Consider the following 13513-nt stretch of genomic DNA (forward strand, 5'->3'; position numbering starts at 1 on the left):
GCAACGCGCCCTCATCCAGACATTACGGCAGGCCCGTAGCGGCACGACTCTTGTGCAGGCGGAAAGGGAATTGCGCGATTGGGAGAACCGCCGCGCCAACCGGCTGCGGCGGCAACAGCAGGATGCGGAAGCGCGGCTTCTGCGACAACGGGACGAACACGCCCGGTTGGCATTGAGCATGCCGGATACCTCTCAACCGCGCATCGCCGAGCTTGACACCAGCAATCAACAGTTGCTGGCCGATATCGAACGGATCAAGGCCGAACTGAACGACCTGCCGCGCGCCGCGCTGCTGACCCAGGGGATCATCCAGCCCGAGCGACTTTTCAACCAGATGCAGCCCGACGAGGCGATCGTGACCTTCTTCGTCGGCCACCGGCACACCTATGGCATGCGCGTCAACAGCGACCGCACCATGGAGGCCTGGCGCACCGACCTGACCCTGGAACAGGCCACGCAATGGGTCGACGACATCATCGCCTCGGTGGCGGTGCCCCCGGGCTCGAAAATCCGACCCTATCCGGTGACGAAGGCACACTCCCTTTACGTCGGATTGTTCGGTCAGGATATGCAGAGGGTGCAGGGGGTGGAGACGATGACCATCGTCGCCGACAATGTGCTTGCCCGGTTGCCCTTCAGTGCCCTGGTCACCGGCGACATATCCCGGCATACGGAAAATGACACGGAAACCAAAAGCGAGTTGAACCAGTTGCGGCAAACGCGCTGGCTGATCGATACCGTCGCCGTCGCCCATGCCAGCAGCCTGAAAAGTCTTGTTCTTCTGCGGGAACTGGCGACTGACGTAACGCCTTCGGAGAAATATTATATCGGTTTCTCCACACCGGATCAGGCATCCGACCTTCAATTCGACATGCTCGCATATGGCGCCGCCCCTCCGGCTTCCGGGATGTCATCTGATGGTCTTCTCGATTCCGATCAGCTTCGTTGTGCGGAAGAAGCCAGATGGATCCGAAATCTGGGACCGCTGCCTCACGCACCGGAGGAAATCGATGAAGTTCGCAAGAGACTGAACCTGCCCGCGTCCAGTTCGCTTACAGGCACCTCCTTCCGGCGGCAGACATTGATGAACCGTGACATGGCCGGATATCGCATCCTCCATTTTGCCAGCCATGCCGTTCTGCCACAGCCACAACACACATGTATTCGCGAGCCAGCCCTGCAGATATCCCCTGATCCGGAGCCCGCGGACGCGCGCAGCGGCATGTTGACAATGAGCGAGATCGAGCACATGACCCTCAACGCCGATCTTGTCGTCCTTTCCGCATGTGACAGCGGGGGAGCAGGAAGCGTTGAATCACAAGAGGCGCTGTCCGGTCTGGCGCGGGCCTTCTTCTATGCCAATGCCCGCGGCCTGGTGGTTTCCGCCTGGGCTGTCAATGATCAGTCCACAAAACACCTGATTCTTCAGATGATGACCATCATCGGAAAAGAAAATAAATCCCCGGCAAAAGCCCTGAGGGACGCACAGCTTCACATGATAAACAATAATGGAGATAATAAGGATTTACTCCCCAATTATATACACCCTTATTATTGGGCTCCATTTATCGCCACAGGAAATGTCACGCAAGTAATTTCTATGACGAACATTGCACTCGATACACCAGATACATAATTGCATAGAAGTTCATCATAAAATCCCTAGAACGAAGGAGAAGGAAATGAAAATCATCAAGATAATCGGAGCATCAGCGATCATTATCTCCTTAACAATCGATCCATCTTTCGCTCAAGGAAACTCAAGTTCCCTCCAACATACGGAAGAAGAGCTAGCAAATGACGCCTGCGTCATTTGGAAAGAATTAAGCGAATGGTTGCCACCTGCTTGTGTGGATGAGGAACATTCCACACTGGCCATCGCCAGCGGAACAAGAAGTGGGGCACAATTTTATATGTACGCACACAACGTGCCCGTACAGGAACGGATACGACATACCCCGCCAGAAAATGGCAAGGTTTTGCTTGGTATAGAATTTAATAACAATTCATATCAAGTCACGGAAAACTTCAAAAAGATAATTACAAACATATATGGGGTCGTCGCGGGAAATCCCGGTATATTATATGAAATAACAGGCCACGCCAACAGAACAGGCATCTATCAACGAAATCTCACATTATCGGAGAACCGAGCAAAGGCAGTACATGACGCCGTCCTGAGGAACTTCAGAACCAACTACAAGCCTGCTCCAGAGAACCTATCCTGGTCCGGGAAAAGCTGGGATGAGCCACTTCCGCATATTTCCGACCCGAAGGATGGCAGGCACCGGCGTACTGAAATTCAGGCGGTCAAACGCCAACGCGGCTCCTGACGAGCCGGCCGGCCCCTGGTGACCAGAGACCGGCATCCGACCAGCAACCGGCACCGTGCTTTTCGCCAAGGCGGCCAGTGTTTCTCCAGATTTTACAGGAATGGAACATGTGTGCGATACGAACCGACAAACCGGATGCCGATAATCAGATCGGGGCTACAAGTCCTTCCCATACACCAACCATAAAAGATGTGGCGGGCGGCACGGCGCCGGAAACAGGTACAGAATTGGACATTGTTCAGAACAGCGCAATCGGCCAGGATTACGAAATCAGCGATTGCCTGGGAGATGGCGTTTATAAGGCAACAAAAAGGGGAAACAGAAAAACTTACATCATAAAGAAAATTGATGAAAAATATAAGAGATCATTTGACTCTCTGAAAGAAATAAAAACAAAAATCATGAACGGAACAACCAGCCAATACAGCAGTATATATTATTACATTTATGAGTATATTGAAGGAATTACACTTGAAAATTATATTAATAAATATGAATCAAAGAGAAATTATGCAGAATGGATATATCCATTCACCTTCCAGGTGACAAAAACCCTGGGGGCCCTGCATGCCAAGGACGTTTACCACCGCGATGTGAGCCCAGCGAACATCATTCTGCGCAACGGGAACCCGAAGGATCCGTGGCTGATCGATTTCGATATAGCTCTGTTTCCAGACCATGCCCCACGTCACGGCGTTGTCGGCACTGCGAGCTTTCGTTCGCCGGAGCATGGCAACCCCAACACCTATTGCCCGGCTTCTGACCTGTATAGCTTGGGGAAGATTCTCGCTTATATCCTGGGGGACCGCGAGCCAAGCACATTGAACCCAGACGATCTACCGACCCCCTGGAACAATCACGTCCGTTGGATGGTTAATAATAATATAAATAGTAGACCTCAAAGCGCGCGAGATTTAATAAATAATCTAAAAAAATCCAATAATAATGGGCAAAGTATAATTAATATTATTGTTGTTTTATTATTATTAATTTCCATCGTCGTCCTTATCTATTTTTATAAAGATATAGAAGATAAATTCTTCCCACCCAGCCGCCCCTCTGATGAAACTCCCCCTCCCCCGCCGCCCCCCCCGGTGCCTGCCCCGCCATTGACACTCGATAAGGCGCGGCAGCTACTTGCCGCGTCGGCTGGTACCGATTGCGAGGCCTTGCGGGTCCGGGAAGTCGGTCCCAACAATCTGGCGATCGACGGGCTTGTCGGTGATGATGGGGCCGGCTGGCAGGCCCTGCTGGACCGCTTGAAGGGCGAAGCAAACGGCACGTGGCTGGATGATAATGTCCAATCCTTCTCATCATCGGTCTGCACGCTGCTGCGGTTGATCCGGCCACGCTGGATGGAGGCCGACAATCACGGGCTGACGACAAAAGCTGTGCTGTCGGCCGGCGGCAGTCTTGACGTCACGATGCAGAACACGCAACCGATAGCGGGGCATTTTTTTGTCTATATGTTCGTCATACTGGACAATGGCGAGGTCCGGAAGCTGAGCGAAAATGCCGTCTATGATCTGCGCACCGCAACCGTCATCGGTCCGGAGCGTTTCGCTGCACTGCCGGCCGGCCGGTCGCTGGTGCTGGGCCTGCTGGCCAGGACGGGCATGCCCAGGACACAGCGCCTGCCGGCCCGGACCGATCTGGACACCCTCATCAGCGCCCTGGATTCCGATTGGGACCCGGACCCGGGGGCAATCCTGGTCAGTTGGACCGTGTATCAATGAACGGGCAGGCCCCGCCAGGCACTGACGTTCAAGAAGCGTGACCGCCATCCGGCGACGTCAGCGCGCGCACATGCGTGCGCAAGCGTTACAACGCATCGCAATTTGTTATTATTCCAGCGGCCGGCGGCAATCGGCCAGCAGGGGGGAGAGGTCGGTGGGCCGCTTCTGCTGATAGGTCTGCGCATGCTGCACAAAGCGGCGCGTCATGGCCCGCAGCCCCTCCGCCCCGGGGAAGTCCAGCGCCGCCTCCACCTGCGGCAATTGCCGGCGCAGCGCCTCGGCACCGAAGGTTTCCGTGGCGCTGACCAAGTGTGACAGATAGGCCTCGCCCGTGATCCGGGCACGGTTGAGATAGGCGTCCCGCGTCTTTTCCCCCCGCGCCCGGAGTTCTGCGCCCAGCAGCTTCAGTTGCTCATCCAGCTTCTCGACCTGCACCATCTCGTCACGATAGCCGCGCATCAGCATGGCGGCGCTGCGCACGGCCATGCGGGCACCATCGGCCTCGACCTCCGTCCGGCGGCGCATTTCAGCCCCGATCTCGGACGCCAGCCGGTTCAGGCTGTCGGCCATGGCCGGGGTGGGCGCCTGGACCGCCAGGGCACGGGCCGCGGCCGGCAGATCGGCCACCGCCACGGGTGCGGCGGCCTGGACGCCGCGGCGGGCATCGGCCTTCAAGGCCTCGATGCGGGACTGGCTGGTGGCGACCTGCATGCCCACCACCACGCGAAAGCCCGTGAAGGGCGGGCGTCTGACCCCGCCCGTATCAGCCGCGAAGAACGGTTCCTCGTGCCGTTCGGCCGTGCGGACATCATTGGCCGAGGTCAGGCAGGAACCACCCCGCACGACAAAGCCGCCCACCTGGCCATGCAGGCGCCCCTGCGCGGTTGAGCGATAGGCATCCATGACGATTTCCCCGACATTGCCCAGCATATCGTGCAGACCCAGCGGGTTCGGCTTCAGCGAACCGATGAACTGGGTCATGCCATCACAGGAACGCGGATCGGCATGGGCGACATAATCGGTCAACGGGCCATCCATGGGGAAGGTGCGGGCCACCTCCTGCGCGGGCTGGACCCGGTTGCCACCGCGGGCCGCGAACTCCCACTCCACCTCCGTCGGCAGGCGGACGAAGCCAGGGGCCCCGTCTTCCATGGGCAGCTTGTCCTTGTGGTTGGCCAGCAGCCATTCGCTGTAACGGCGGGTGAAATCGACGGCATCGAACCAGCCGGCATCATCCTTCGGCAGGCCGCCCTGCGCCGGCAGCGCGTCGCACCCGGCCATCACGGCGGCATATTGCGCGGCCGATACCTCGTACTTGCCCATCAGGAAATGACGCCGATCGGGCTTGCCCCCCGTGCTGAGCCCGCCCACGACATGATCGAAGCGCAGATCCTCGCGAAATCCCAGGTCGGGATCACCGGTACCCAGCCGTACCTTCTGGTCGGCCAGCCAATGGGCCGGACCGAACGTTTCCACCCGGCGGAAAATCATGCGCCCACCACAGGGCATGGGCAGCGCCACATCCCCCGCCGCCGGCCGCGGATCGGCATGGTCGGCGGGCCAGCCGGCCCCGGCGGCCGGCGGCGGGGTCATTCCCAACAGCAGCAGCGCCGCGACAGCGCCCCCAATCCTATGGATCATGCAATCCCTCCCCCGGTTCGATGCGGGTCACGCGCCAGGCGGCCAGGGCGGATGCCGCCAGGGCCAAGGCCAGGGTCAGGCCCAGCGCCGCCAGCAGATGCCAGACGGTCAGCAGGCTGGCCTGCCCCCCCGCCGCCAGCCGGTCGCGCAAGGCCAGATTGAGCAGGACCGACACCAGGCCATAGAGCATGACGGCCAGGGCCCAGCCCATCACCGCCACGCCCGTGGCCTGGATGACGGGAAACAGCATGGCCTGGCCGGCCGGCAGCCCGTGCAGACGCAGCAGGCTCAAGGTCCGCCGCTTGCGCAACACGCCCGCCCACAAGGTGGCCGACAATGACACCATCAGGCCGGCCGCCGTGCTGCCCGCCACCACCAGGAAGACCAGCCCCAGGGCCCGGTCAAGCGCCAGAACCCGCTCGTAATCGCCCAGCCGGTCGGCCGCCACATGCAGGCCCCCATCCTCCAGATCGGCCAGAAGCCCGCGCAGGGCCGGCATGTCGCGCGCATAAAGCCGGAAATTCCGCAGCACGAAGGGCGGCCCGTCCGTCCGCCCCGGCCAGCCGAATGCCGGCACGGCGTTGAAATCCTGCCAATGCTCCAGGCCCCACATCAGGGACTGGTCCAGCAGCGCCCCGTCTTCCGCCCAGGCAGCCCGGTCCAGTACGGTGGCGACCGTCAGGGGCAGTTCCAGCAGGTCGGTCCCGCCATCGCGCGGCTGTCGCAACAGGTTCAGTTCAATCCGGTCGCCCGCCCGGACACCCAGCCGTGCCGCCAGCGACCGGGTCAGCACCACTTCCCCCCGTCCGGGCGGGGGGAATGCCCCCAGAAGCGGGTCACCGGGACCGCTGGCCATGGCCAGCGCACTGGCCCGTGGCACGATGCCATCCCCCGCCTGTTCAAAATCCAGCGTTCCCGCGATGGGAGAGGCCGTGCCCACCACGAATTCCACGCGCGGATCGGCCCGCAGCCCATCCAGGAAAGACGGGTCCAGCGATGCGACCTCCCGCAGCTGGATCTGACGGTTGCGCGGGTCGGCCGACATGTCCTGCACCATGGTGGCAATGACGCCGTGGCGCAGGCTGTACAGCACGAGCAAGGGCAACAGCACGGCCGCCAGCGCGAAGACGCGCGTCAGCAGGTCGATACGGTCATGGGCCATGTCGCGCAGGCTGAGGCCGGGGCCGATCACGCCGCGCCCTCCCCCGACAAGGGCGTGACCAGGGCCCGCAGGCGGGTGCCGGCCGGCACCTGCGCCCGGATGGTCAGCAGGCTGAAGCCGAACCGTTCCAACAGCGGCCGGTCATGGCTGGCCACCAGCAGGGCCGTGCCGTGCCGGTCTGCCATGTCGCAGAGCGCCGCCATGACATCACGCGCCCGATCGGGGTCCAGGGCCGCCGTCGGCTCATCCGCCAGGACCAGGGGCGGCCGGTGGGCCAGGGCGCGGGCGATGGCCACCCGCTGGCGCTGCCCCACCGACAGCGCAGCGGGCAGCGCGTCCAGCAGGTCGGCGATACCCAACTGGCCGGCCAGAACACCGGCCCGGTCGGGGTCCTGGATACCGGCCAGCCGCAGGGACAGGCCGATATTCTCCGCGACCGTCAGAAAACCCAGCAGCCCGCCGCGCTGATGGACATAACCCAGCAGGCGGGCCCGTATCCGCGCCAACCCGCTTTCCGACCGGCGGCGCCAGGCCGCCAGCACGTCGACCATCCCCTCTGTCGCCATCCCCTCCGCTGCCGTTCCCCCCGGCACCACATTGTCTGACGCAGCCCCGTCAGGCGCCGAAAGCGTGAAGCGGACGGCATGGTCGGGGGCACGGGCACACGCGATGGTGTCAAGCAGGGTCGACTTACCGCTGCCGCTGGGTGCCACCAGGGCCACTCTTTGCCCCGCCGACAGCGACAGCGAGGGCACATGCAGTTCAAAACGACGTTCCGCATCCGCCCGGCGCGCGGTCAGTTCCCGAACCTCCAGCACCGCACCTGCAATCACGGCAGCAGTTCCAGAGGCAGCGGATAGACCCGCTCATCGATACCCCCTCCGGCATTCAGGCTGATCCAGCGGCCTTCATCCCGGAAGAACTCCCGGTAAAGGCTGCGCAGGCCCCGGATGTTGTTCAGCATATCGTGGATATGCGTGGGGCTGAGCGCGTTCAGCGTTTCCGGCGTATGGCGCAGGATAGCGCTGTTATAGGGAAGGGCCGTCACGATCCCCTTGATCAAATCCTTCATGCTGGTCAACTCGCCATCGCCGGGCAGCCGCGCCGACAGGCCACCGGCCAGACTGTCCAGGCTGGCCGGATCGCTCTGTGCCGTGGCCAGAACCTGACGCAGCAGGGTGAAGAAGCTGTCGCGCCCGCCCGGCGCGTCCAGCCGGGCAGTGGCCGCCTTCTCGATGGCGCCCAGCGCCTGGTAAAGCTCGTTCAACTGCGCGCGCGTCAGCAGCACATGCATGTCGAAGGCACCGCGCGCCTGCGGATCGGCCATGTCGAAATCGGCCGTCCAGCCGCGCTGGATCTCCGGCGCCGTCTGGTTCCGCTGATTGGCCAGCCAGGCAAGCTGCATGGCATATCCTGCTTCGACCACGGGTTGCCCCCCCTGCCGGGTGCTGTCGGCCTGTGCCGTCCGCCCCCCCGCCGCCAGTTCACCGATGGCCAGCACATCGCGGCCGATCCCGTCGATCACGGCCCCGAACCGGTCGACATCGCCCTCGGCCACGGGATGGAAATAGCTGCGGCCCGTGGGATTGAACCGGGCCAGCTTGTCCAACTGCGCCTCCGCCCGGCCATGATGATCCCGCCCCTCCGGCGTTTTCAGCAGAATGGTGAAGATGGCGGTCAGCCGGTCCTGTGCCCCGGCCTTGGCAGCGACATGGTCGGGCTCCATTCCCGTCTGGCTGCGATCGTCACCAGCCCCGCGGACGGGGGCATCGGTGATCAGCACGATGAAGCGCGCGCCGAAATCCTCCCATCCCGGCATAGCCAGCGCCGTATTGACACCGGCAATGCCATCCTCCGCAAAGCCCACGGAACTGACGCCCGCCTCCTTCATCCCGTCGATGGCCGACTGGAAGGCACCGGCGTTGAAGGTGCGTTCCAGCGGATGGAACACCTTGCTGACATAGTCCAGCCCCGGCCGGTCACGCAGGCTGTCGCGGTAGCCCACAAGGCCGAAACTGATACGATCTCCGGCCGGGGAATTGCGCAACTGGCCGACGATGGTCCGCACCATCTGGCGCGTCCGGTCGATATAGGGCTGCATCGACTTGGTCGTGTCGATGACGAACACCACGCCATAGCGCATATTGCGCAACGCATCCGGATCGGGGGTGCGCGGTGCGGCCGGATCGGCCGGCATGACCAGGGTGGCCACCTCCAGCACCTTGCGGTCGCGCCGGCTGGGCGGAGCGTTGGGGACGGTGACATTCTGCCAGTCCAGGATCGGCAGCATGTAGAAACTGCTGGCGAAATCGGGAACGCGGTCCTGCGGCTCCATCGCCGCCAGTCCCGTGCCCGGATCGATGCGGCCCGAACGGGCCTGTGACAGCAGGTTGGCGACCCGCTCGGCCCGGGCGGTGTCACCCAGCACCCGGTCCAGCGACGCGCGATCCTGGAAGAACAGGGCGGGCGGGCGCCGGACAGTCTGGTTGAAGGCCAGGACCACGGCCTGCTTCCAGGGCACCGTCGCCGCCTCCGCGATCCAGCCCGTGGGCGCCCGGCGCGCATCCGGGCCGACCTGCAGCCAGACCTGCCCCCCCACATCCCGCCGTTCGAACACATAGAAATGGCTGAAGACAGCCTGAACGGTGCCACCCGTCCCGCCCGCGGCCGGCAGCAGCCTGGCATCCGGCCGGGTCAACACCCGCTGCAACAGGCCCGGCACCCCGTCGACGGTCAGGGGCTGATAGGCGGCGATGGCCGGCGGCACGGACGGCCAGACCAGGAACAGCAGGATCAGCAAGGAGCGCAGGTATCGGGACATCGGCCATCCTCCCCGTTCATTCACAGCTTTGCCGGACGGCCGGCAGGCGCAGGTTGAGCAATTGTCGCGCCACGACGTCGCCCTGCTCTTCCCGGGCCCTCAGCGCGGCCTCCAGCCGATCCAGCACGGCGGACACCCCCGTCTCGCGCGCCACACAGGCCCGCTCGTACAAGACAAGTGCGTCGACGTCGCTGGGTGCGTTGAACAGGCCGGGGGTGAAATCCAGGCTGTCCTTCGCTTCCGCCATGTAGCGCAGGCTCGGGCCGTATCCCTCCCGCTCCAGCGCATGGAAAAGGGTGCTGGCCTCATCAAAACGGCCGGCCTCCGCGGCGGCTACGGCGGCGGCATGCCGCTCGGCCAGACCGGGCGGCATCACCGGATCGACAATATCGACACTGTCGATATCCGTATCCGTCCCGCCGGCAGTGAACCAATAGGCCAGCCCCAGACCGGCGACCAGCGCCAGAGCGACCAGACCCCAGATCAGGCCCCGCCGCGCGGGTGGCTTCTCCTCGCCCGGAGGCAACGGGTCGGGCGTGTCCCCGGCAGGCGGCTCAGCGGGCGCGGGCTCCGCCGGTACGGATGGCACATCCGGCGCCACGGGCTCCACCGGGGTGGGTTCCGGGGGATCGGGTTCCGGTGGCGGCTCCGGTTCTGGCGGTTCCGGTGGCGGCGGTGGCGGTTCCGGTTCCGGTGGCGGTGGCGGCGGGGCAGCCGGAACCGGTATAATGGCCGGCGGCGGGACGCCACCGGGAAAGGAACTGGCGGCATCGGCCCCCGGATCGGCCCGGCCCGCCTTCATGCTGGGCGGCGGCGTGACCCCGCTCCACATCAACTGGCCTTCCAGGTCAAGGTCGGGCAGGCGGACCAGCAGGGGCGTATAATCCTCGATCAGTGCCGTGACCAGCGGCCCGATGGGCACCAGCAGATCACCATCCCGCGAAAAGGCATGGCCCGACCGCCAGACGAAGGACCCAGTCTGCCAGCCGGCGGGCCCCAGGAACGGTTCCTCCTCGTCGGCCTGCATGATGATGAGCCGCAGGATGCCGGTGGCGCGCCCGGCCGCGCGCGGCACCACCAGTTCGGCAATGCCGCTGCCCGGCTGGTTCCGGTCGTTGCGGATTTCAAGGGGGATCACCATGCCATCACCTCAGACCCGCAGGCTGGACAGGATACGGCCCAGCTTGGCGTTCTGGGCGATATCGACCACCTGCCCGCCGGCGGAACCCGCATTCTCCCGCGTCAGGGCCAGAAAGGCGCGGGCCCATTGCGTGCCATAGCGGCGGCGCATCTGGCTCAGATCATCCTCCGCCTCCGGCAGGTCGGGCCGGCCGCCCGGTTCCACCCGCGGCGGCCGGGTGAAGGCAGCCTGCGCGTCGGCCGCCAGCGCAGGGTCGGCAGTGGTGGATGCCAGCAGCGACCGGCCGCAATCGGCCACGAAATCATTGATCAGCATGGCCGAGCCCAGGGCGACGGCCGCCGCCGTCGGTCCCGGCGGCTGGCGATAAGCGGTCACCTTTTCGGTATGGCGATCGATGGCTTCCATCAGGCCCAGCCGCCGGGCGGCGATGCCCAGTTCCTCCGCGAAGGTCTGAAGTGCGGGCCCGGGCAGGCCCGTGCGCACGCTGACGGCCATATCCTCCGTCTTGTCCGCCAGCCGTTCCAGCCATCGGGCCACGGCACGCTCCCCGAAGCGTATGGCGGGGGCCGTGGCCCGGGTGCCGGCAGGCGGCGGCGGTGCCAGACCCAGTTCCGCCAGGTCCAGGCCGAAATCCCCGCCGCCGGACGGGGGCGGCGACACTTCGCCGGCGTCGGCCAGCCGGTCACGGCGCAGGAATTCCATATAGGCCCGGCGCAGCGGCGCCTCCTCCACCCCCAGTTCATGCACCAGCAGGCCGACAGCCCGGCCCGCCGCGGCAAAGGTGCGGACCGCACCCATGGCCCGCTCGTGACGCTGGCGCACCCGTTCCTCCACATCCTCCCGCTCGTACCAGGTTTCCAGCAGTTCCAGCAGCGCCTTGGCCAGGGCGTGGGCCTGCGGACGGATCTGGCGGTACTTCAGATCGGGCTGGCAGACGGGTGCCAGCGCTTCGGCCAGGGCAGTCGTGCCGCCGTCATTCAGGCCCAGCAGGGCGTCAACGGCTGCCGCGGGGCTGGCCACATGCCGGCGCACCAGCGGGCTTTCCCCCATCGCGCGCCGGAAGGCCGGCAGGATGCGCGCCTGGAAATCCGGGGTGAAGCCTTCCTCGTCGCGGACGGTGCCGGCCGCCGCCACACCGCCATAGCGGAACTGCCCGTGCTGTTCCAGCGCCTTGGGATTGCGCAGCAGGAAGGTGTTGGTGAAGGCCCGACCCGGATGCCATTCCGTCGTCCAGCCGGGAAATTCATCGAAATTGGTGCGGAAGCGGTTCTCGATCTGCTGTTCCAGATTGCCGCCGGCCGACAAGTCGAAGATCCGGTCACACTTCGTCATGCACAGCAACAGGCTGGTCGGCTGGCCTGCCCGTTTCTGCGGCGTGTCGCCATGGGTCCGCGCAATCCAGCCTTCCACCAGTTCCGGCAGCTTGCGGATTTCCAGATTGCCGTCGGGAACGCACAGCATCATCGTGTTGAGGTCAAGTTCCGTGACGTAATTGTCGAACAGGACCGCCACCTTGCCGCGCAGGAAACAGAGTTCGCGCGGCGGCTTCTCCTGCCCCGGCCGATCGGCTGCTCGGCGCAGGCAGCGGTCGGGTGTGGACCCTTCGCGTGAGCGGGCGCCGGGAAAATCCAGCAGGTCGGTATGGTCCAGGAACGGCCAGGGCGCCCGGTCCAGAGTGATGCGCAGTTCCGCCGTCAGCGCCGTGATCACAGGCTGGCGCAGCATCACGGTGCGGCCCGGCGTGGTGCAGATGGCCACCATGCGGGCCCCCGCCCCCGTCACTTCCGCCAGTTCATAGATACGGTCGACATGCAGGATGCCGGCGCTGGTGTCGCGGATGGCCGACAGGGGCGCATAGACCGTCGTGGCATGGCCCAACAGCTCCAGCGCACCGCGCAATTCCCGGAAAAGCTCGTCGAATTCCGGCAGCCGGCCCCACAGGGGCGACAAGGCCTCCAGCCGCGCCGCGGCCGACAGGCGCGGCAGCACCCCTTCCAGCGCCGACCAGTAACCGTCGGCCAGTTCGCGGTTCTGCAAGAGGGGATGGGTGGGGGTGAAGCCGCGCAGGTAATCCTGCAGGTCCAGCACATCCTCGAACCGGAAGCCGGGCAGCGCCACATCGCCCGCCATCCCCTCCAGCCGCGCCAGGTGCGCCTCCATCGCGGCGGGGCTCAGCAGGGCCGGATCGTCGGACAGGGCCGACAGGTCGAACACGAAGCTGTTGACCAGGATCTTGACCAGATCCACCTCGCGCACCAGCCGCAGCACGACGGGGAAGCCTGCCGGCACCTCTTCGGACCGCAGGGAGAAGCGGGTGACCAGACCCGTGGTCTCCTTGCCGCCCTGCGGGTTCACCTGGGTCAGGAAGTCCAGCTTTTCCTGCTCCGCCCCGTTGCCGAACAGGGCCAGGGCGGTGCGGTGGGGTGGGGTGATGAACTTGCCGATCAGGAAGGACTTGCCCGCCTGGCTGGCGCCGAACACGGCGGCGGACATGGGGCGTTCGGCCGCGCGGGCCAGGCGGTCCGCCTCCATCAGGTGGCGTTTCAGGCTGCGGTCGAGCCCTGCGCGCTGGGGCCCCAGGCGCCGGACGCTGGCCGCGGACCATTCCAGGGCGTCCCTGGCGGCCCCGGCCAGAGTGTGACAGGTCAGGGCGAGCTGCTGGTCTTCTTCACGCGGCAT

9 protein-coding genes are annotated in these 13513 nt (G+C 64.6%); 3 read left to right on the forward strand and 6 right to left on the reverse strand.

The window, feature by feature from the left end; translation table 11 throughout:
• Nucleotides 1–70 precede the first annotated feature (70 nt).
• The 3 genes from ACM9LZ_RS09120 to ACM9LZ_RS09130 all read left to right on the forward strand — a co-directional run bounded on the left by ACM9LZ_RS09120 (nt 71) and on the right by ACM9LZ_RS09130 (nt 4069).
• Nucleotides 71–1636 (forward strand): CHAT domain-containing protein, encoded by a 1566-nt coding sequence (locus tag ACM9LZ_RS09120; protein ID WP_416619079.1) that lies wholly within the window; start codon nt 71–73, stop codon nt 1634–1636.
• A gap of 46 nt (nt 1637–1682) precedes the next feature.
• Nucleotides 1683–2333, forward strand: a complete 651-nt coding sequence (locus ACM9LZ_RS09125) for an OmpA family protein (protein ID WP_416619080.1) — start codon at nt 1683–1685, stop codon at nt 2331–2333.
• A 107-nt stretch (nt 2334–2440) separates the two neighbouring features.
• Nucleotides 2441–4069, forward strand: a complete 1629-nt coding sequence (locus ACM9LZ_RS09130; RefSeq protein WP_416619081.1) for a protein kinase domain-containing protein — start codon at nt 2441–2443, stop codon at nt 4067–4069.
• A 108-nt stretch (nt 4070–4177) separates the two neighbouring features.
• Here ACM9LZ_RS09130 and ACM9LZ_RS09135 read toward each other — a convergent pair whose 3' ends face one another.
• Genes ACM9LZ_RS09135 through ACM9LZ_RS09160 form a run of 6 tightly spaced genes read right to left on the reverse strand, consistent with a single transcriptional unit; the run spans nt 4178 to nt 13513 of the window.
• A complete protein-coding gene (locus ACM9LZ_RS09135) occupies nt 4178–5710 on the reverse strand; it encodes a formylglycine-generating enzyme family protein (RefSeq protein ID WP_416619082.1) in 1533 nt (510 codons plus the stop codon).
• Complete coding sequence (locus tag ACM9LZ_RS09140) at nt 5700–6902, reverse strand: ABC transporter permease family protein (RefSeq protein WP_416619083.1); 1203 nt, start codon at nt 6900–6902, stop codon at nt 5700–5702. The genes ACM9LZ_RS09135 and ACM9LZ_RS09140 overlap by 11 nt, the downstream gene beginning before the upstream one ends.
• Nucleotides 6899–7705, reverse strand: coding sequence for an ABC transporter ATP-binding protein (locus ACM9LZ_RS09145; protein WP_416619084.1), 807 nt, complete (start codon nt 7703–7705; stop codon nt 6899–6901). The genes ACM9LZ_RS09140 and ACM9LZ_RS09145 overlap by 4 nt, the downstream gene beginning before the upstream one ends.
• On the reverse strand, nt 7702–9693 hold the full coding sequence (locus ACM9LZ_RS09150) for a VWA domain-containing protein (protein WP_416619085.1): 1992 nt from the start codon (nt 9691–9693) through the stop codon (nt 7702–7704). Before ACM9LZ_RS09150 ends, ACM9LZ_RS09145 begins: the two co-directional genes overlap by 4 nt.
• A gap of 16 nt (nt 9694–9709) precedes the next feature.
• Nucleotides 9710–10834: a hypothetical protein gene (locus ACM9LZ_RS09155; protein WP_416619086.1), complete on the reverse strand. Its 1125-nt coding sequence runs from the start codon at nt 10832–10834 to the stop codon at nt 9710–9712.
• Between the two features lie 9 nt (nt 10835–10843).
• Entirely contained in the window at nt 10844–13513 is a 2670-nt protein-coding gene (locus ACM9LZ_RS09160) for a virulence factor SrfC family protein (RefSeq protein ID WP_416619087.1), read from the reverse strand.

This window comes from Niveispirillum fermenti (assembly GCF_048066175.1).
Classification (GTDB): domain Bacteria; phylum Pseudomonadota; class Alphaproteobacteria; order Azospirillales; family Azospirillaceae; genus Niveispirillum; species Niveispirillum fermenti.

Excerpts from the sequence above, each read along its gene's own strand:
- ACM9LZ_RS09130 (WP_416619081.1), top strand. The coding sequence starts at position 2,441 with ATGTGTGCGATACGAACCGACAAACCGGATGCCGATAATCAGATCGGG.
- ACM9LZ_RS09150 (WP_416619085.1), bottom strand. The coding sequence starts at position 9,693 with ATGTCCCGATACCTGCGCTCCTTGCTGATCCTGCTGTTCCTGGTCTGG.
- ACM9LZ_RS09125 (WP_416619080.1), top strand. The coding sequence starts at position 1,683 with ATGAAAATCATCAAGATAATCGGAGCATCAGCGATCATTATCTCCTTA.
- ACM9LZ_RS09135 (WP_416619082.1), bottom strand. The coding sequence starts at position 5,710 with ATGATCCATAGGATTGGGGGCGCTGTCGCGGCGCTGCTGCTGTTGGGA.
- ACM9LZ_RS09160 (WP_416619087.1), bottom strand. The coding sequence starts at position 13,513 with ATGCCGCGTGAAGAAGACCAGCAGCTCGCCCTGACCTGTCACACTCTG.
- ACM9LZ_RS09155 (WP_416619086.1), bottom strand. The coding sequence starts at position 10,834 with ATGGTGATCCCCCTTGAAATCCGCAACGACCGGAACCAGCCGGGCAGC.